At 35.1% G+C, this 17,797-nt stretch carries 21 protein-coding genes and 1 pseudogene; 13 read left to right on the forward strand and 9 right to left on the reverse strand.

The features are described 5' to 3' along the window. The 7 genes from GWJ05_RS08235 to GWJ05_RS08265 all read left to right on the forward strand — a co-directional run. Positions 1-819: DNA cytosine methyltransferase (locus GWJ05_RS08235; RefSeq protein WP_202612567.1), on the forward strand; the 819-nt coding region annotated here is incomplete at its 5' end. 92 nt (positions 820-911) lie between these two features. Then, complete coding sequence (locus GWJ05_RS08240; protein ID WP_161680939.1) at positions 912-1,142, forward strand: hypothetical protein; 231 nt, start codon at positions 912-914, stop codon at positions 1,140-1,142. After that, entirely contained in the window at positions 1,135-1,500 is a 366-nt protein-coding gene (locus GWJ05_RS08245) for a hypothetical protein (protein ID WP_161680941.1), read from the forward strand. The genes GWJ05_RS08240 and GWJ05_RS08245 overlap by 8 nt, the downstream gene beginning before the upstream one ends. Then, positions 1,490-2,035 (forward strand): phage N-6-adenine-methyltransferase, encoded by a 546-nt coding sequence (locus tag GWJ05_RS08250; RefSeq protein ID WP_161680943.1) that lies wholly within the window; start codon positions 1,490-1,492, stop codon positions 2,033-2,035. The genes GWJ05_RS08245 and GWJ05_RS08250 overlap by 11 nt, the downstream gene beginning before the upstream one ends. Positions 2,036-2,042: 7 nt before the next feature. Next, positions 2,043-2,249 carry a DUF4060 family protein gene (locus GWJ05_RS08255; protein WP_087802142.1) on the forward strand — a complete coding sequence of 69 codons (207 nt, stop codon included), beginning with the start codon at positions 2,043-2,045 and terminating at the stop codon, positions 2,247-2,249. A gap of 204 nt (positions 2,250-2,453) precedes the next feature. Next, positions 2,454-2,762 (forward strand): hypothetical protein, encoded by a 309-nt coding sequence (locus GWJ05_RS08260; RefSeq protein WP_161681326.1) that lies wholly within the window; start codon positions 2,454-2,456, stop codon positions 2,760-2,762. Continuing rightward, a complete protein-coding gene (locus tag GWJ05_RS08265; protein ID WP_161681327.1) occupies positions 2,666-3,712 on the forward strand; it encodes a tyrosine-type recombinase/integrase in 1,047 nt (348 codons plus the stop codon). Before GWJ05_RS08260 ends, GWJ05_RS08265 begins: the two co-directional genes overlap by 97 nt. A gap of 42 nt (positions 3,713-3,754) precedes the next feature. On the opposite strand, the pseudogene GWJ05_RS08270 reads toward GWJ05_RS08265, so the two are convergent. Together GWJ05_RS08270 and GWJ05_RS08275 are read right to left on the reverse strand one after the other, a co-directional pair. Then, positions 3,755-4,096: pseudogene (locus tag GWJ05_RS08270) on the reverse strand (flagellin N-terminal helical domain-containing protein); the annotation flags it as partial. Between the two features lie 448 nt (positions 4,097-4,544). Further along, a complete protein-coding gene (locus GWJ05_RS08275; protein ID WP_115370765.1) occupies positions 4,545-5,657 on the reverse strand; it encodes a FliC/FljB family flagellin in 1,113 nt (370 codons plus the stop codon). A 387-nt stretch (positions 5,658-6,044) separates the two neighbouring features. On the opposite strand from GWJ05_RS08275, the gene fliD reads away from it, so the two are divergent. From fliD to fliT, 3 genes are read left to right on the forward strand one after another with little or no spacing between them, the layout of a single operon-like run. Next, positions 6,045-7,463: a flagellar filament capping protein FliD gene (gene fliD, locus GWJ05_RS08280; RefSeq protein WP_036935785.1), complete on the forward strand. Its 1,419-nt coding sequence runs from the start codon at positions 6,045-6,047 to the stop codon at positions 7,461-7,463. A 19-nt stretch (positions 7,464-7,482) separates the two neighbouring features. Beyond that, the gene (fliS, locus tag GWJ05_RS08285) at positions 7,483-7,881 is read left to right on the forward strand and encodes a flagellar export chaperone FliS (RefSeq protein ID WP_036935783.1); all 399 of its coding nucleotides are present in this window, start codon (positions 7,483-7,485) and stop codon (positions 7,879-7,881) included. Between the two features lie 18 nt (positions 7,882-7,899). Further along, positions 7,900-8,253 carry a flagellar protein FliT gene (fliT, locus tag GWJ05_RS08290; RefSeq protein WP_036935781.1) on the forward strand — a complete coding sequence of 118 codons (354 nt, stop codon included), beginning with the start codon at positions 7,900-7,902 and terminating at the stop codon, positions 8,251-8,253. Positions 8,254-8,386: 133 nt separating this feature from the next. On the opposite strand, the gene GWJ05_RS08295 is transcribed toward fliT, so the two are convergent. From GWJ05_RS08295 to GWJ05_RS08320, 6 genes are all read right to left on the reverse strand, one after another. Further along, entirely contained in the window at positions 8,387-8,842 is a 456-nt protein-coding gene (locus GWJ05_RS08295) for a GNAT family N-acetyltransferase (RefSeq protein WP_036935779.1), read from the reverse strand. 149 nt (positions 8,843-8,991) lie between these two features. Continuing rightward, positions 8,992-10,125: a hypothetical protein gene (locus tag GWJ05_RS08300; protein WP_103004597.1), complete on the reverse strand. Its 1,134-nt coding sequence runs from the start codon at positions 10,123-10,125 to the stop codon at positions 8,992-8,994. A gap of 357 nt (positions 10,126-10,482) precedes the next feature. After that, positions 10,483-10,698, reverse strand: a complete 216-nt coding sequence (locus GWJ05_RS08305; protein WP_006533140.1) for a hypothetical protein — start codon at positions 10,696-10,698, stop codon at positions 10,483-10,485. Positions 10,699-10,801: 103 nt separating this feature from the next. Beyond that, positions 10,802-11,032, reverse strand: coding sequence for a DUF6500 family protein (locus tag GWJ05_RS08310; RefSeq protein ID WP_036938942.1), 231 nt, complete (start codon positions 11,030-11,032; stop codon positions 10,802-10,804). A gap of 54 nt (positions 11,033-11,086) precedes the next feature. Further along, positions 11,087-11,425 carry a GlpM family protein gene (locus GWJ05_RS08315; RefSeq protein WP_179951916.1) on the reverse strand — a complete coding sequence of 113 codons (339 nt, stop codon included), beginning with the start codon at positions 11,423-11,425 and terminating at the stop codon, positions 11,087-11,089. 75 nt (positions 11,426-11,500) lie between these two features. Next, positions 11,501-11,752: a hypothetical protein gene (locus GWJ05_RS08320; protein ID WP_036935774.1), complete on the reverse strand. Its 252-nt coding sequence runs from the start codon at positions 11,750-11,752 to the stop codon at positions 11,501-11,503. Positions 11,753-12,319: 567 nt separating this feature from the next. Between GWJ05_RS08320 and GWJ05_RS08325 the strand changes: the two genes are divergently transcribed. The 3 genes from GWJ05_RS08325 (at position 12,320) to GWJ05_RS08335 (ending at position 15,718) form a co-directional block, all read left to right on the forward strand. Next, a complete protein-coding gene (locus GWJ05_RS08325; RefSeq protein ID WP_161681328.1) occupies positions 12,320-12,550 on the forward strand; it encodes a DNA polymerase III subunit theta in 231 nt (76 codons plus the stop codon). Between the two features lie 71 nt (positions 12,551-12,621). Beyond that, on the forward strand, positions 12,622-14,517 hold the full coding sequence (locus GWJ05_RS08330) for an acyltransferase family protein (RefSeq protein WP_161681329.1): 1,896 nt from the start codon (positions 12,622-12,624) through the stop codon (positions 14,515-14,517). Positions 14,518-14,710: 193 nt separating this feature from the next. Continuing rightward, positions 14,711-15,718 (forward strand): acyltransferase family protein, encoded by a 1,008-nt coding sequence (locus GWJ05_RS08335; protein WP_161681330.1) that lies wholly within the window; start codon positions 14,711-14,713, stop codon positions 15,716-15,718. Positions 15,719-15,754: 36 nt separating this feature from the next. On the opposite strand, the gene GWJ05_RS08340 is transcribed toward GWJ05_RS08335, so the two are convergent. Next, positions 15,755-17,791 (reverse strand): hypothetical protein, encoded by a 2,037-nt coding sequence (locus tag GWJ05_RS08340; protein ID WP_161681331.1) that lies wholly within the window; start codon positions 17,789-17,791, stop codon positions 15,755-15,757. Positions 17,792-17,797 lie beyond the last annotated feature (6 nt).

Raw genomic sequence — 17,797 nt, forward strand, 5'->3', positions numbered from 1 at the left:
GAAAATAATCCAGATGCTAAATTCATGCTCGAAAATGTAAAAATGAAAAAGGAATTTGAGGAATATATAACATTACATACGGAGCGCGCATTAGGTTATGTAAATAAAACTCTTATTAATAGTTCATTATTATCAGCACAAAATAGACAGCGTTATTATTGGACTAATTTTGAAGTTAGCCAGCCAGAGGATAAAGGTATTTTGCTGAAAGATATTATTGATGATGACAGTATTACTGATAGAGAAAAGTCATATTGTATTGATGCTAATTACTCGAAAGGAACAAATTTAAATCAGTACCTAAATAAATCCAGACGGCAAATAGTATTTAGACCATGCGAACCAAGAGAGCGCATTAAGCAATCTAAAGACGGATTAATTCATGTTGCCAATGCATCTGACATTAGAGGTAACGAGTCTATACTGCGCGTTTATTCTGATGCTGGAAAAGCTCCAACGCTTTCAACGTGCCAGGGTGGGCACAGAGAGCCGAAAGTAGCAATCTATCAGCGTCCTCGAGGTAAAAATAATGGAGGTGTTCACACTGAAAAGTCACCAACACTCACATCTAATTCATGGGAACATAATAACACTCTGCAATATAGAAAATTAACCCCTAGCGAATGTGCAAGGTTACAAACGTTCCCCGATGGTTGGTGTGAAAATATAGTTTCAAATTCACAGTCATATAAATGTTACGGCAATGCGTGGACTGTTGATGTTATTGCTCACGTATTCAAATGTGCATATAGAGAAAATAAACATGAAGCTATTCGTCCTGTTGTTAATTATGAACAATCATGTAGTGCCAATATCTGATGATTTATACACGCAATCGGAATGCAATAAACGTGCTGAATATTTAATGTCAGTGAGGAATGTTGAAGTTATTTGTGGGGAGGTGATGAAAGATGAATAAACGAAATCAATTACTTAATCGTATTAATTGGGATGCTCAAGATGTTGGAATGATAAGACTTAGAAATGAAGATATTGGGAGTAAACTTCAAGTTCGATGTACTGCATTATGGAAAGAGTTATTAAATGCTGATATTCCAGCCGATGATTTAATTAATCGATTAACTACATTTCATAATGATGTTGAATTATCAGCAAAACAAACGGGATTGTATAATGAATAAATACACCGAACTCTCTGATTTCGAGATTAATAAAAAGGTATTCATTCTTAATTGTAAGGATGATTGCATTCAGTATAAAGATATCAAGCAACGCACTGGAAGTTTAAAGTTATTCCAGCGCCAACTAAAAGCCAATATTAAATATGATAATGAAGAAACATGGGAAGAAACAGAATGGATTGATTTCTTTGGTCACGCTATGGCAATGAGCCTAGTAGAGACAAATAAAATTGCCATTAGCTATGTAGATGAAATTTGGCAATGTGGCTCTGGTTGGAATGTAGCAGAAGATAAAAAATTAACTCGTGCCATATGCTTAGCATATTTATTAATGAAGGATGCGGAGAATGAAGGCTGACTACGGAGGTAGCCATACACCAAAGGAACTGCGTGATAGATGGCAAACTCCCCTACCTTTATTTACAGCACTGGACGCTGAATTTGGTTTCTATTTAGATGCCGCCGCCGATAAAAATAATGCGCTCTGTTCACGTTACCTCACTGAAAAAGACGACTCGTTAAATTGCGACTGGGAAAGTTATGGCGGTATTTGGATTAACCCGCCATATTCAGATATTCAGCCTTGGATTAATAAAGCCGCCGAACAATGTAAAAAGCAATTGCAACCTGTTGTGATGTTAATTCCTGCTGATACTTCTGTCGGTTGGTTTAATTCTGCATTAGAAACAGTCGATGAGGTGAGATTAATTACAGGAGGAAGAATATCATTTATTAATGCTGGTACAAACAAACCCGTCAATGGAAATAATAAAGGCTCAATGCTTTTAATATGGCGACCATATATCAAGCCACGAAAAATAATTAATACTGTCGATAGAGACGAGTTAATTAATATCGGCAATAGAATATTAAATGAATGGAAAATAGCATAGGTGAATTATGAGATTAATAATTCGCGGTGAAGTCACGCCCACAGAAAGGATAGCTATTAATGAGGCACTGGAAGCCCATAAAAAGAAATATAATCGAACTGGAATAATCGTTAATCATAAAATAAAGATAGGAAAGAATATCTACCCAGTCGAAATAGAAAACTGCCGTAGATCATACATGGTCACTTTGCGTAATAAAAGGCAAAGACTATGAATGCACAGGCAATGGAAAACGCGAGACGGCAAATAGCAAAGGAATGCTTAATCGAACTCAGAAGCCACGGAATACCAAACGACAAACTAACCACTCAGATCCTCGATAAATACACACCGAAGTTTAAGCCTCTAAATCACACAAAGTACAACACCAAAGATGTTATGTGCCAATACATCAGAAATCTGCAAAAGGAAGAGAAGAATGGAAGATGACTGCATGACATTGAAAGAGTTTGCAGGGAAGCTAAAACTCTCACCATCGACTATCTATAAAAATCCACCAAAATATTACATGTTTAAGGTGGGTGGTTCATGGCGAGCTAACAAGGATAGCCTGAAAAAGTTTGAACAGGCGCAGTTTAATGACAATAATGTTTACCGGCTGGCTGTGGTCGGTGGCAGGAGAAATTCAAAATGCCGATCTACAAAAGAGGTAACACATACTGGATTGATGTCACATCTCCAAGTGGAGAAAGAATTAGGAGATCTACTGGCACCACGAACAAGGTAAAGGCTCAGGAGTATCACGATAAATTAAAATACGACCTGTGGCAGATAGATAAATTAGATAAATCGCCAGAACGAACATTCGATGAGATGATGATTTTGGCGCTAAGAAACGCTGAGAGTCATCGAAGTTTTGCAAATGCACAAACTAATGCAAGGTATTTCCTAGCTATTTTCAAGGGCAGAAAACTATCCACTATTACTAGTGATGAGATTACGAACTCACTGCCTGTGTATAGTACGAAAACAAAGAGAAAACTCTCTAACGCATCCAAAAACAGGTATCGTTCATTTATTATGAGGGCATTTTCATTAGCTCACAAAAGCGGATGGATAAAAGAAAAACCGCATGTTCCATCGTTTAGAGAACCAGTTGTCAGGGTTAGATGGATCGAAAAGGAAGTGGCAATTGAGCTCATTGATAATCTAAAGCTAAAATGGATGAAAGACTTAGTTAGCTTGGCATTATTAACTGGAGCAAGACGAGGTGAGTTACTATCCCTAACTTGGAGCAATGTTGACTTAGATAGAGGGGTTGCAATAGTAACACCTGAAAACTCAAAATCTAACCGAGGTCGCCCTCTCCCTTTAAATGAAGATGCTGTAAATATTTTACGCAATATCCCAAGAGAATTTGAATATATATTTACGAGAACAGGAAAAAGAAAACGATCTATCGGTCTTGAAGATTTTGAACGGGCAGTTAGATTAACTGGGTTAACAGATTTTAGATTTCATGACCTGCGCCACACATGGGCAAGTTGGCATGCTCAGAGTGGAACACCATTAATGGTATTAAAAGAAATGGGAGGATGGGAAACATTAGAAATGGTTAAGAGGTATGCCCATTTAAGTGGTGAACATTTAACCAAATACAGTGAGCGCGTCACAATTTCGACACACTCGAAGAATGAAGCCAGAAAAAAGCCACATCTAACTCTTTTAACTGGCTGATTAATATAAATTAATATTTCCCATCATCTAAAGTAAAACGCAATCTTGAATAGATTTAATGTCGGAATCTGAATTAGAACCATTTTTTGCTTGCACGGTTAATTCACGAATACGTTGCAAGTTATTATTAATTTCATTCAATGCCCCTTCTGTGGTTTGGGCTATGGAAATACCATCATTCGCATTACGCGAAGCCTGAGTTAAGCCTTTAATATTAGAAGTAAAACGGTTTGCAATCGCTTGACCCGCCGCATCATCCTTAGCGCTATTAATGCGTAAGCCAGAAGATAAACGTTGAATTGCATTACCTAACGCACTTTGTGAACGATTTAAATTATTTTGAGTGACCAGTGACAAGTAATTGGTATTAATAACTTGTGCCATAATATTTTCCTTCGACTTGATTTTAAAATACTTTTCAATGAATAGGTTTGTTATTACGTCGCTGTAATAACGTTGCCTAAACACTATCGTCATCAATTTCGAGGGTTTTACGATTTTTGGCGTCGCGAAAATAGCAAAAAAAGCCAGTCAGTTAATTTATAAGAAGTAATTGATTGCAGAAAAAAGTAAAAGAGATTGAGAGAAAAAATAAAACTAAAAAAAAGTGGGTTTAAATATAATAGACTGAGAACCTATATTCTAAATAATTCAAAGTGCAGAACTAAGTGGCCAGTGAATCTATTTCTTAAAAACGTCTAGCTACATACATAAGCATGTAACTGAATAGATGAAGAAAAAATATAAATACTTTTCAACACAAAAACAAAAAAAGGCCCTCTTACGAGGACCTTTTGAATATAGAAAGGTATCTTTTGTGTCAGAGTACGAATTAACGTAACAGAGACAGAACAGTTTGTGGTACTTGGTTTGCTTGAGCAAGTACTGAAGTACCCGCTTGTTGCAGGATTTGACCACGGCTCATGTTAGAAACTTCTGTTGCATAGTCAGCATCTAAGATACGGCTACGTGAAGCAGATAAGTTGTTAACCGTGTTGTTCAGGTTGTTGATAGTAGATTCAAAACGGTTTTGAATCGCACCTAATTTAGAACGGCTTTCATCGATTGTGTTGATAGCTTTGTCTAAAGTAGCCAGAGCATCATCTTTAACGTCTAAAGTTTTAACGTCTTTACCTGCAACTGCAGTAAATTCGTTACCAGCAACCGCTGAACCTGCTTTTAAGTTGATTTGAGTTGCAGTAGTACCATCCGCTTCAAAGTCAGAAGCAGAAACTAAGTAACTTTTACCACCTTCAGTTGCAACGAATTTACCAGCAACAACTGCGCCGTCTTCTTCGTATTTTTTAACTGTTAAGCCAGCTTTTAATGCAGTACCACCAGCAACACCTAAATCAGCAATATCAGCATCATCAGCACTTGCTTTTTTCTCACCTTTAGAAACTGTTGTTTCAGTGAACAGTTTGTCACTTGAAACACCTAAAGTATCATTATCAACTTTATCTAAGTTAAATTTGATAACTTCTTTATCGTTAGTACCTACTTGGATAGTCATTTCTGACTTCTCACCGCTCAGTACTTTAACGCCGTTGAACTGAGTTTGCTCAGAGATACGGTTGATTTCTGCTAAACGCTCAGTAACTTCGTTCTGGATTGAAGTGATGTCTGAGTTAGAGTTAGTACCGTTTTTAGCTTGAACTGTTAACTCACGGATACGTTGTAAGTTGTTGTTGATTTCGTTCAGCGCACCTTCAGTAGTTTGAGCGATAGAGATACCATCGTTCGCATTACGTGAAGCTTGAGTTAAACCATTTACGTTAGAAGTGAAACGGTTAGCAATCGCTTGACCTGCAGCATCATCTTTCGCGCTGTTGATACGTAGACCAGAAGACAGACGCTCGATTGCACTTCCTAAAGCTCCCTGAGATTTGTTCAGGTTGTTTTGAGTTACCAGAGATAGATAGTTGGTATTAATGACTTGTGCCATAGCTAGATTCCTTTAAAATCAAGTCGATAAAATAAAAGTTTGCCTATTCATTTTCGGTGTTAATCACCGGCAACAAGTTTATCGGCACCCCACATACAACCTTTAACTTTTCCTACAAATATTTCTGCGTTTTTTTATAGAATTCACATCAAACCAATGATAAATAAAGAAATTAATTTATTATTTTTTTATTTATTTTTTATCAATTTTCGCCTAAACCTTTTTTTCTCTCCTCTAAATTCGACTTTGGTCACCAATGCCAATAAAAGGCTTCTATATGGCATCCTGTTTACGTCATCAAAAATACCAAATAGACGTAAACTTTTCGCCGATTCTACCGATAACGGTTTTTGAGGATTATTTTACGAACACAGAAAGGAGACCGGTATGGCTGGTATTGCTTCACTAGGCGTGGGCTCAGGGATGCCTCTTAACCAAACATTGGCACAATTAGAGGCGGCGGAAAATAAACGCCTTGAACCCCTTGATAAACAGATGAAAAGCTACGAAGCGAAAATTACCGCTTATGGTAAAATTCGTGGCCAACTTGATAAGTTACAAAAAGCATCAGAAGATTTAAAAAAATTCGATAAAATTGTTGCAACAAAAGTTGATGATGAGTTTGACGCCTTTAAAGTGACGACGGATGGTAAAGCCAGTATTGGTAACTATACCGTATCTATTAAAGAGCTTGCTCATGCACAAACATTAAAATCCAGAGCTGTAAATGATGTAAAAATACCTATTGGAAAAACATTAGGTGAAGGTAACAATCGTACTTTAGTAATTACCCAACCAGGTGAAGAAAAACCATTACGTATTGAGTTAACTGACGATCAAACTTCTATGATTGAATTGCGCGATGCAATCAATAAAAAAGAGGGAAATGTTTCAGCAACTATCGTTAAAGCTAAAGATGGTGTTAACCACTTAGTACTCACTTCTCGTAAAGAAGGTACTGAGTCAGAAATGACCATAAAAGTGGAAGGAGATGACGAACTTAATAATTTCATTAGCTACTCTTCAAGCAGTAAAACTGGCGCAATGCAGGAAATCGTTGAAGCAAATAATGCCAAATTAACGATCAATGGTATTGAAATTGAGCGTCAGACTAATGAGATTAAAGATGCACCTGAAGGGATCATCTTAAATCTTAAAAAAACGACCTTTGATAATAAAGACAAAACCGATAAACCTGAAATCGTGACTGTTGCTCGTAATATTGAGCCAATGAAAAAAGCTATCCAAGCTTGGACAGACGCTTATAACGAATTAAACAGTACTTATAAATCTCTGACTAAATATACGCAAGTAGATAAAGGTGAAACCGCGTCTAAAGATAATGGCGTATTACTTGGCGATACCACCAGCCGTATGATTATGTCTGAACTAAAGAGTTTTGTTACAAGCTCACAAAATACATCAGATCTAGACACCCTCAATAAAATGGGGATTAAATTTAAGGTTGATGGCTCTTTAGATATCGATAGCAAAAAACTGGATGAAGCATTAAAAGAAAAACCCGCTAACGTTAAAGAATTTTTTATGGGTGATGGTAAAGAAACCGGTTTTGGTACTCAAACCTATAATTACCTGAAAAAAACGCTGCAATCTAATGATGGTACATTGGATATTGCCACTGACGGTGTAAAAAAACGCAAGAAAACATTAGATAGTCAAATTAAAAACACGGAACGCAATATTGCTGCCACGATGGAACGTTATAAAAACCAGTTCCAACAGTTAGATAAAATGATCAACTCCATGACTAACTCTAGTGCCTCAATCGGCCGTTTATTAATGTAATTTTTAAAAGTAGGACACTATGTATCAACAATCAGCCAGTAAAATGTATGCTCAAATCGACGTTGAAAGCGAGATTTTAAATGCCACGCCTTACCAGCTGATCCAGATCCTATTTAATGGGGCGCTTAGCGCCCTTCGCCGTGCCTTAATATTAATGGAACAAGGGAATATCGCTGGTAAAGGCGAAAATATTTCTAAAGCCATTAATATTATTGGCAACGGATTAAAACAAGGTCTGGATAAAGAAAAAGGGGGCGAGCTTGCAGAGAATCTGGAGCTCCTTTATGACTATATGGTTAATCAGCTACTCGATGCCAATTTAAACAATAACCCAGAAAAAATTCATGAAGTCATCAAGCTCTTAACTGAAATTTCTGATGCTTGGCAACAAATCGGCACACAGATTAATTCTTATTAAACGAGAGTGGACAACAATATGGATATTATGGTGGCTTACGAGCAGGTTTTAAAATCAAGTGAGCAAATGTTAACGCTTGCCAAAGATCAGCAATGGGATAAGCTGATAGAAATGGAAATGGATTATTTAAAAAGCGTAGAAAATATCACTAAGATGATAAAACCTGCAGATAGTGAGCTGAGACTACAACAACGCCTCACAGATATGCTAAAGAAAATCTTAGAAAACGAAAATGAGACGCGAAATTTATTACGGGCTCGTCTAGATGAGCTCGGCGTGTTAATTAGACAGACTGAACAAGAGCAGAGGGTACAAAATAGCTATGGTCAGTTTACAGAACATAGTTATTATCCTGATCTCAACCTTAAATAACTCTCCTCTGCGCCAAAAGCGGTTTTATTAGCTAATGGCGTCTTTACTTAGCAATACAATGTCTTATGTTCAGCTTAATTTGTTATCGGTAACGTAAAAATAGCACTTATGACTTTATATTTTTATCTTCTTATTAAGCTGTTTGCTCTAAAACCATATCAATATGTGGAATGTTATCTTCAAGATAAATTTCTGAATCGATAACAAAACCATGTGATTGATAAAATGATACTAAATAAGCCTGTGCCATTATTTTTATCTTATTGGTATTAAATTGACGACATGTCGTTGCAATCGCCTCTTTTATTAATTGATGAGCAATGCCACTTCCCCGCCGATTTTGAGCGACAATCACTCGCCCTATTGATGCTTCTTTAAAGGCAATACCTTGAGGTAATAAACGAGCATAAGCAATAATTTGCTGATTATCGTCTCCTTTTGCAAACAGATGTAATGTGTCTTGATCTACCCCATCCAAATCTTGATAAGCACATTGTTGTTCACAAATAAAAACTTGATTTCTTAAGGCTAAAACAGCGTAAAGCTCATCCGTCGTAAGTTGTGAGAATGATTTTAACATCCAATTCATGTGCTTTATTCCGTGGTTTAAAATAATATTAAAGCAATATGTTATATCACAGATATGATTTTTTATTATTTAACGAAAATAGAAAAATGAAAGTCGCCCACTAGATCGTAGGCGACATATTAGTTCATAATTATCTGATAAGTAATAATTTATTTAATTACATCATAAAGTTGCTGATTAGAAAGGTAATCCGATATTAACCCTGTCGTAGGCTTATATTGTTCACCTTGGATATCAGAGAATGCCTTACCTTCTTTACCTAATGAAACCTTACGTTCATCGTTGCCCGTACTTTCATGGATAGAATAAGTTTTTCGACGCATTGCAATGTATTTATCTGCATTATTCACAATATCAGTATGGTAGCTCGTAATTTGTGTATCCGTTAAAGCTAATTTATTTGCTAAATCACAGCCCCAGCGCGTTAAACACACTTCGGCAAAATGGCGTACTATTAAACTTGGTGCATATAACGCATTTTCACCTTCACTACCATCAATAGAGGCATTACCCACTAATGTGGCATGACGACCTGAAATAGGAAAGATATGCATTTTAGTGTCAGATGTAACCATTGGGATCACGCAAGTAAATCCTTTTGAACGTTCATCTTTTGCATAAAATCCAACATATTCTTTGACGTTTTTACCAAGTGTGACTTTTTCAGGTTGAAAATTCAGAGGGCCTGGAACGGGGTCAATCGCAAAAATATTCACAGGAATATCTTTTAATTGAGGATCTGCCAACATCGCATTTGCTAGCATATGGCAAGTAATACCACCACGGCTCCAACCCACTAAGTTAACTTGTGTTGGAATAATGCCATCTTTGCGAAAAATACGAATAATTTGTTGCTGGAGCTGCTGTTGAGTGACATGACGATCGCCATAGTCATATTTACGCCATAAAAAAGAGCCTGTTACCTTAACATCTTCAATAGGAATGCCGGCTTTTTTCAGTTGGTTATACTGCTCTTCCGTCAGTTTTTCACGTTGCCAATCAAAGTTACCTTTCATTAAGCAAAGCGCATGGTTGACGTTTTCTTCCCACCCGCTACCAAAAAGTGAACCTTTGATATCAGAGTAATTAGGACTTTCAACCCATAAATCATCTTCTTGTAGATTACCACTACCAGGGCCATCAACAATAAACCACTGTGCGAACTCTCGTCCTTGGTTGTTTTGCGCTAAAGTGGCAACTAATTCCCCTTGCCAAAAGGTAGGATTAATATTATCAAATGAGTTAGAGCCGGTACCACATAAATAAACGGTTAATACTGTCATAATCAAATTTCCTTTTATTAATGACTAAAAAATCAAAATAATGATTTTTATTTCCTTGTATTGAGCTATTCCTTAGCCCACCAGCACATTACCCATAAGCCTTTTTTTATTCAATTATAAAAAATGAATTAGCAGAGTTGAGATCACATAATTGAATTTTATTTAAATAAAAAAATAAAAAAACGTTGTTAGATCAAGACAATTAAATAATATAAGTAAATATTCTAGTTTTTAATTATTTTTAATTTGGAATAAAGACATAAAGTAATGCGCTGAATAGTCATTACTAGAGTGGTATTTATATAAAAAAATCCCACATAATTAAATGTAGGATTTCTATTAAGTAGATGGAATTTCTTATAAACGATTAAAAGCGACTACTCTCACAGCAGGAATATCAGCTTGTGCCCCTTCAGCAACTTCCTGACATGCTTTATCTAACGCAATATGGGGTGTGATCCCACTTTCTGTTTCTACAATTTTATGTCCGGCGTAGGTATCACCATTTCTGGAACGCACTTTATACGCAATAAACCAATATTCCATATCATCACCGTTTACGTTATTAATCATGTAATTACCATAGCGTTTTATGACTCGCTTTAATGTGATAATAATCAATAATTTTTAGTTTAATAAAATTGTTTTATAAAAAATGAACCGCATTGTAGAAACATCAGGCGTGATATTCCATTTCTGATTGCACTAATTTTTTTATTTTTATTGCTTTTTCAAAGTGATCCAATTTATGCGTCATTATCCACCATGTTGCAGCTTCCATTAATAATTCAGGATTGTCATTTTTATTTGCAAAAAAAGCATAAAAGGATAATCCCACGCCCTCTCCTTTGGCTGAAATCTTGTCATTACATATTTGAATTATTTTTTGTTGTAGTGATTTTCTCATATTCTCTCTATTTTTATTTTTCGGCATGGGAATAAATAGGAAAGAACAAATGCTCTATCCATGAAATTTGTTCCATAGTTGAATCAGTAACCAAGCCGAGATGATCCAGCAGATAACCGCCGTAGCCAGTGCTGTAAATAATTTCACATAGTTTATCATGACATAGAGTGAAATTAGATAAACCATATAAGGAATAACTGCCCATAAACTAAAAATAATGGTGGTTCGTAACGCTTCAATAGAACGTTCAGCACCTACAATATAGTGGGCTATTAGCGCAAAAGTCGGAAATAGTGGCACTAATCCCGCAATATAGTAATGACGAGATTTCGATAAAACAGCAATTAATACCACTACAAATGCACCTATCAGTGCTTTAGCCAGCAATCCCATTATTTTTTCATCAAGTTATAAAAAACTTAGTACTATCATACCTATTCACATTTGTATGTGAGTTCTAGCTAATATTTATTTAAACTCAAAATGAAAAAAGCAAGAAACAATATAGACATCTTTATTTTTTCGTATAATGCGTTTTACATTTTTTACTTTCCATAATGAAATCTCTTCTTCATTCTCACCATGTTGAAGACAGATCATTTCATCTATTTTTGCCAATTCAAAATCTGAAAGTGAACCATATTCTTTAGTTAATATTTGGCCAGTGACATTTCTAGGCGCACCTGATTCTGGATAGACAGAAAAAATAACCTCAACCATAATAATGTTCTCTTATATTATTTATAACCTTACTGTTCCATAGAATAATGGGTTAAGTCACTTATTTAATAATCGCTTTTTATCCGTTTTTAATATTAAGAAGAGATAAAAGAGTGAGTTGCTTTGATATAGATGTGCAAAAGCACACATCAATAAAATGATGTGTTTATACTTTATGCACAAATCGGGGCACTCATTATCATAAAAGTATAAGTATTCAAATGGTTAATTACATTCGAAAGTTTATATCATCTATGCAATGACATTGAGCAAGATGCCCCATTCTGTTTTGATTAGGTATTTCTTATACAGCTATACATTAGCTATATAAAAGAAAAGTCACCTTTATCAAATGATAAGGCACTACACCTGCATACTCATGATATGGGAGTACAGATATCACAAATCTAAAAAGTTCGAGTTAGTTCAAGATTAGCAGACGATTACCGCAAATTATTTTCTCAATCGCTAGTTAGTTCGAGAAAGTTTGCGGTAATTTTTTGCCCCCCTATACGCCCCCACCTACTACCTTCCTGATATACTCTCCAAAAACTAAATGGAACTGTTATGAACCTCGCAAACTTATCTCAAGAAGAAAAAGACAAAATCAATGTCGATTTAGCTGCTTCAGGTGTCGCATATAAAGAACGACTCAATATGCCAGTTGTTGCGTCCGAAGTTGAACGACAACAACCAGTACATTTACGAGCGTACTTTAACGAACGATTAGCGTTTTATCGTGAGAGAAGTAAGAAGTTGCCTGATGGGAATTCAGTGCAGTATTTGAAAACAGAGTGATTAGTGATCTTAGTTAGATGTAGTGATATTATCCCAAGAATTTATTAATTGATAAACTATACATAACTAATATGCAAAGTAAAAATTTTAGAACAGATATTAATGGACTCAGAGCTATAGCTGTTATTGCTGTGGTTTTTTTTCATTTCAATAAAAATATTGTTCCAGGTGGGTTTGCTGGAGTTGACGTGTTTTTTGTCATATCTGGCTATTTAATGACATCAATTATTACAACTAGGTTGAATGAAAATAAGTTCAAATTATTAGATTTCTATATGTCTCGAGTGAATAGAATAATTCCACCACTTTTATTTATGATTTTCATTGTCATGGTTTTTGGGTGGTTTTTTCTTTCAGCTTTAGATTATAGATCACTATCAAAACATGCTGCGAGTAGCATGCTTTTTTTATCTAATTATATATATTTTTTAGAATCAGGGTATTTTGAATCATCATCATATGAAAAGTGGTTATTACATACTTGGTCATTATCTGTTGAATGGCAATTTTATATTATTTATCCGATTATAATAACAATGCTGATAAAAGCATTTGGCTTTAGTAAAACTAAAAAGATATTATTGCTTCTAACGGTTATCGTTTTCTTCTACAGTATTCACCAAACTAGGGCAAATCCTAATCTATCATATTTCAACTTCCCATCACGTGCATGGGAAATGCTCATTGGTGGGGTTGCATTTTTATTTAAACCAAACTTAAACTATATACAAAGGAAGGCTCTTTTAATTTTAGGATGTCTATCCATCCTATGTTCTATTGTATTTTTTAATGAAAAAACACCGTGGCCAAGCGCATATACATTAATTCCCACTATTGGTACTTATTTAGTTATTATTGCTAATTTGAATGATGTAGCTATTTTCAAATTAAAATCAGTTCAAATAATAGGGAAAACCTCATACTCTATTTATTTATGGCATTGGCCGATTGTTGTTTTTGGGTATTTTTTTGGAATTTCAAATTGGCTATTTGTAGGTGTGCCACTATCATTTATTATTGGGCTTTTAAGCTACAAATTTATTGAAAGTAAAAAGTATTTTTTCCCATCAAAATACCTACAGTTAGCCAAGTCTAAAGTATTATTTCTATCATTTTTTTCTATTGTTACCTATTCCTTTGTTTTTTTTAACAATGGCATGGATGTTGAGTATAGAAAGTTAGTGTCTAATAGCCGTTATGAGTACATAAATAAATTCAGTAGAGATAACTATCTCAATGATGCAATACGCAAAGAGTACATGGATGAATGTAATTTTTATGACGACAAGTTAAAGCAAGCTAAACCTATAATAGCTTCAAATTGCACATCTAAAATAAATAATGATGGGGTGTTACTTTGGGGTGATTCTCATGCGCAAGCATTATCTCATGGATTAAGGAATATATTACCTAATAATATGCCTTTTAGCCAAATTGCCACATCAGCATGTAAACCATCTTCAAAAGTAAATACTCTTAATGATGAGTTCGCTAAGGCATGTAATTTATCTAACACAAAGGCGATTGAGGTAGCTATTGAGCAAAACCCCAAATTTATTATTTTTGCCCAGCAAAACGAACATGATAAGACGGATTATGAATCAATTATTAAGACTTTAAGGAAGAATAATGTTACATCTAAATTTATTCTCATAGGTCCGGTGCCTCAATGGAACCCATCTCTTCCTCGAGCCATTGCGTTACGTCATCCTGACCGGGAGGAATTGGAGTTTAACGATATTTCCTTTGATAAATCACTTATTGATACTGATAAAAACATAAGATATTTTAACACTAGTGATGACTTACAAGTCATCTCAATACTAGAGAAACTTTGTCAAGACAGTGTGTGTATCGCTAAAGTTGATAATAATAACACTCCTCTTGTCTGGGATTATGGTCACCTTACTTTAGAAGGTTCACTGTTTATAGCAAACAATGTATTAAAAAAACATCTAAACCTTTAATTATATTATTAATGGGCTAGAGAAAACATTCATTAGCCCATGATGCCATATAATCTATATGGTCGCTAAATGTCTGCTGTTAACGCTTTATCGATATCTGCTAATGCGTATAGAAAGCAAAATAGTGAATACCTATTATAGGTGATATTATTATTTAAACTTATTAACATATAAAACTTTACATATGCATAAAATGAAAAAACAAAATTCACTTCATGGATTGACAATATTTAGGTTTGTAGCTGCTGGTTATGTGTTTTTATTTCACTGTAATTCAAGATTGCCCTTAGATATGCCTGATTGGATGAGGTTAGTGGTCAATAATGGCGCCATTGGAATGAGCTTCTTTTTTGTTCTATCTGGTTTCGTTATGGCTTGGTCATCAAGAAATGGAATTAGAAGCGATTACATAAAAGCCAGAATTATGAGGATCTATCCAGCGTATTTCCTGATGGGGGTTTTAACCATCCCTTTCTTGGTTGATAAAGATCCTCGTGGCATAGCATCTGGGTTAGCCTTATTTATCACAGGAACTCAGGCTTGGATACCTCAAGCATTTTCATTTTGGAATTTTAGTGGTTCGTGGTCAGTATCAACTGAACTTTTTTTCTATTTAGTTTTCCCAATTATATTTCCATTGATAATGGCAAAACCAATAAGAACCTTAGTTATAGCCTTTGTTATAACCAGCGCAACAGTGCCGATAACGATGATTTTTAGTGATAAATACACATTCCCACTATATTACTCTGTACCAATTTACAGATTAGCTGAATTTATCTGCGGCGTTGCTATCGGTGTTATTTTCTTTAAATACAATTACATTTTCAGTAAGAAATGGTTGCTTTTGTCATTGATCATATCTATTTATGCGTTGCTATTTTTATCACCAGTGCACAATAGAGGGTACACTCAAAATAATTTAACGACTGTCTCCATGACTATGTTATTAATATATGTTTTAGCCTCTAGTAATATAGTTAAAAATAAAATAACTATAATCCCCATTTATTTAGGGAAAATAAGTTACTCATTTTATTTAATGCAACTACCTATAATGTTCTTTTTTGATAAATATAAATATATGTTCAATGGCATTGATAATGTGGACATGTGGATATATGCGGCAATCATAAACACCGCAATGGCTATGCTGTCTTACCACTTCGTAGAGGAGAAATTTTCAATAAAAAGAAGATGATAATATAACCCTGACAAAAGATGTCAGGGTTTTGCCTTATATCCGCCTAAAACTAGACCACACTCCAGCAGTTTTTATTCTCACATACATCAGCATGTCCTTTTCTAAAATAATTTCTTGTTTACCATAACTCAATGGTTCCAAGTTATTTCTATTTTGAACAATGGTTGTTTTTACATAACCAAGCTGATGATCTGGTGGTGAAACACCAATGTCAGATAGTGTATCAACATATATCTCCCCACTTCCTAAATTATCTAACTGTTCTCTAGTTAAAGATGTTTTATAACACTTAAGATCTTGATTATCAGTATATCTGCAACTTAACGTTCCGTAGTTATTTATTCTAGAGTGGTTGTTTTTTGTAATGACGGCACTTTTTTCTGGGTAGAGAGAATTGCTGTAGTATGAATTACCAGATAGTGAATTGGAACTTACTATCGTTGGCTCATCATACTCTAATGCTGTTTTGATAATAACTGGTGATTGAGGTGAGTTTACCCTTGCCTTTCCTGTTTTTTCAGCCGCATTGTTCCTAAAAAATGTATTACTAGAAATAACGCTTCCAGATGAGTGGTTTATTATAATATCACCAACACCAGTATCAGCCGAATCACCATTTGAAAAGAAATTAGATGTTAATGTTGATGCTAATAAACTGCCGCCAATATTAATGCTTTCCATTGCTGGAATAAAGAATCTGTTATCAGAAATAACACTCCGCCTTAAGCTTCCTATTATTTTTATTGGGGTGCCAGTTGCAATATCTGACTGCAATCTGGTATTTCCGTCAAAGTAGCAACCTATAATTTGTAGGTGAGTCATATCATTTGTAGGTGAATAAATACCAGCTTCATTACCTGGCACGATCTGAACTCCTGAAAAAAGATTCGATGCTGCCAGTAAATAAACTGAAAATCTACGATTGTTCGACCATATTATTGCCGGCTCAACAATATTATTGTCTGGTGACTCAAGGCGCAGTGTTGATTGGAATAACTTTGACTCAATTGAATTTGAATATGAATTATTAAATAACCTCAATCCAAACCTCAAGTCCAGCCTTTCATCTTTGCTCAGTGATCCATATATCTGCTGATAATCATTGCTTGGTATTATCTCAAAATCGATTAATGATCTTGTCACCTTCTCACATACTATTGACCAAGAATTGGCCCTATCTTTTCCTCCATCGATTATTCTTACTCTAAATTCAGTATCAGCAATCTCGTTGTTTCCATCGTTTATGTAAATACACTCACCGACCTCATTGATGTAATGAAGAACTGCTACACGACTAGAATTAACGCCATTATTACTTGTTATTTTTGTTGTTTTATTAATAAAATACTTACCATCATTAACATAAACTGAGCCGTAATTTATCGCCCCCTGCAAGCCTTTCGTATCTTTTGTGGCATTGCTAATTTCTCCATCACCAACAGCCCCCCACGCGCGAGGATCGCACGGCATCTTTATGTTTTGCTTCAATTGCAATCCGTTATGTAAATTTATAAATTTACCGCCATCTTCAATACCTGTGTCAGCAGGAACCACAGTAAAAAACAACTCCCCTGAATTGCCGTTTTCGTAGTAATTCTCAGCTGATACTCTATCTCCAATTTTTAAATTTAAATTAGAAATAATATCACCTAAACTTTTAAATCTTCTAACTACAACATTTATCTCTGAACGTAAACTAGCATCACCTATACTCATCCAAGCATTAACGCCAATACCACCAGAACTTTCAGGAGTTGAATCAACAGGAACTATTTTTGGCAACGCACCATCCCATCGGTAGTATTCGCCATTATCTTCCCAGAGAAGAACATCGTTAGGATTGATGATGGTATTACCCGATTCAAAAGACCTCTTCGTGATATAGCCATAGTTAAGCATTGCCTGTTTTGATAAATAGTTAATACCATCTATTGTATAGTGTTTTTTACCAAAACGGTCAGTGTAAAAGTGATTACTTGATGTAACGAACTCATCCACCTTTCCTGCATTAAATTTTAGGTCACTTGCAGATTCACTTGGAACTGGATTTTGTGTTGGAATTGTAGACATAATTTT

This window comes from Proteus sp. G2626 (assembly GCF_009915985.1).
Lineage (GTDB): Bacteria > Pseudomonadota > Gammaproteobacteria > Enterobacterales > Enterobacteriaceae > Proteus > Proteus vulgaris.

What these genes read in the sequence shown, in the direction of transcription:
- GWJ05_RS08240 (WP_161680939.1), top strand. Translation starts at nt 912, where the DNA reads ATGAATAAACGAAATCAATTACTTAATCGTATTAATTGGGATGCTCAA.
- GWJ05_RS08245 (WP_161680941.1), top strand. Translation starts at nt 1,135, where the DNA reads ATGAATAAATACACCGAACTCTCTGATTTCGAGATTAATAAAAAGGTA.
- GWJ05_RS08250 (WP_161680943.1), top strand. Translation starts at nt 1,490, where the DNA reads ATGAAGGCTGACTACGGAGGTAGCCATACACCAAAGGAACTGCGTGAT.
- GWJ05_RS08255 (WP_087802142.1), top strand. Translation starts at nt 2,043, where the DNA reads ATGAGATTAATAATTCGCGGTGAAGTCACGCCCACAGAAAGGATAGCT.
- GWJ05_RS08260 (WP_161681326.1), top strand. Translation starts at nt 2,454, where the DNA reads ATGGAAGATGACTGCATGACATTGAAAGAGTTTGCAGGGAAGCTAAAA.
- GWJ05_RS08265 (WP_161681327.1), top strand. Translation starts at nt 2,666, where the DNA reads ATGCCGATCTACAAAAGAGGTAACACATACTGGATTGATGTCACATCT.
- GWJ05_RS08275 (WP_115370765.1), bottom strand. Translation starts at nt 5,657, where the DNA reads ATGGCACAAGTCATTAATACCAACTATCTATCTCTGGTAACTCAAAAC.
- fliD (WP_036935785.1), top strand. Translation starts at nt 6,045, where the DNA reads ATGGCTGGTATTGCTTCACTAGGCGTGGGCTCAGGGATGCCTCTTAAC.
- fliS (WP_036935783.1), top strand. Translation starts at nt 7,483, where the DNA reads ATGTATCAACAATCAGCCAGTAAAATGTATGCTCAAATCGACGTTGAA.
- fliT (WP_036935781.1), top strand. Translation starts at nt 7,900, where the DNA reads ATGGATATTATGGTGGCTTACGAGCAGGTTTTAAAATCAAGTGAGCAA.
- GWJ05_RS08295 (WP_036935779.1), bottom strand. Translation starts at nt 8,842, where the DNA reads ATGAATTGGATGTTAAAATCATTCTCACAACTTACGACGGATGAGCTT.
- GWJ05_RS08300 (WP_103004597.1), bottom strand. Translation starts at nt 10,125, where the DNA reads ATGACAGTATTAACCGTTTATTTATGTGGTACCGGCTCTAACTCATTT.
- GWJ05_RS08305 (WP_006533140.1), bottom strand. Translation starts at nt 10,698, where the DNA reads ATGATTAATAACGTAAACGGTGATGATATGGAATATTGGTTTATTGCG.
- GWJ05_RS08310 (WP_036938942.1), bottom strand. Translation starts at nt 11,032, where the DNA reads ATGAGAAAATCACTACAACAAAAAATAATTCAAATATGTAATGACAAG.
- GWJ05_RS08315 (WP_179951916.1), bottom strand. Translation starts at nt 11,425, where the DNA reads ATGGGATTGCTGGCTAAAGCACTGATAGGTGCATTTGTAGTGGTATTA.
- GWJ05_RS08320 (WP_036935774.1), bottom strand. Translation starts at nt 11,752, where the DNA reads ATGGTTGAGGTTATTTTTTCTGTCTATCCAGAATCAGGTGCGCCTAGA.
- GWJ05_RS08325 (WP_161681328.1), top strand. Translation starts at nt 12,320, where the DNA reads ATGAACCTCGCAAACTTATCTCAAGAAGAAAAAGACAAAATCAATGTC.
- GWJ05_RS08330 (WP_161681329.1), top strand. Translation starts at nt 12,622, where the DNA reads ATGCAAAGTAAAAATTTTAGAACAGATATTAATGGACTCAGAGCTATA.
- GWJ05_RS08335 (WP_161681330.1), top strand. Translation starts at nt 14,711, where the DNA reads ATGAAAAAACAAAATTCACTTCATGGATTGACAATATTTAGGTTTGTA.
- GWJ05_RS08340 (WP_161681331.1), bottom strand. Translation starts at nt 17,791, where the DNA reads ATGTCTACAATTCCAACACAAAATCCAGTTCCAAGTGAATCTGCAAGT.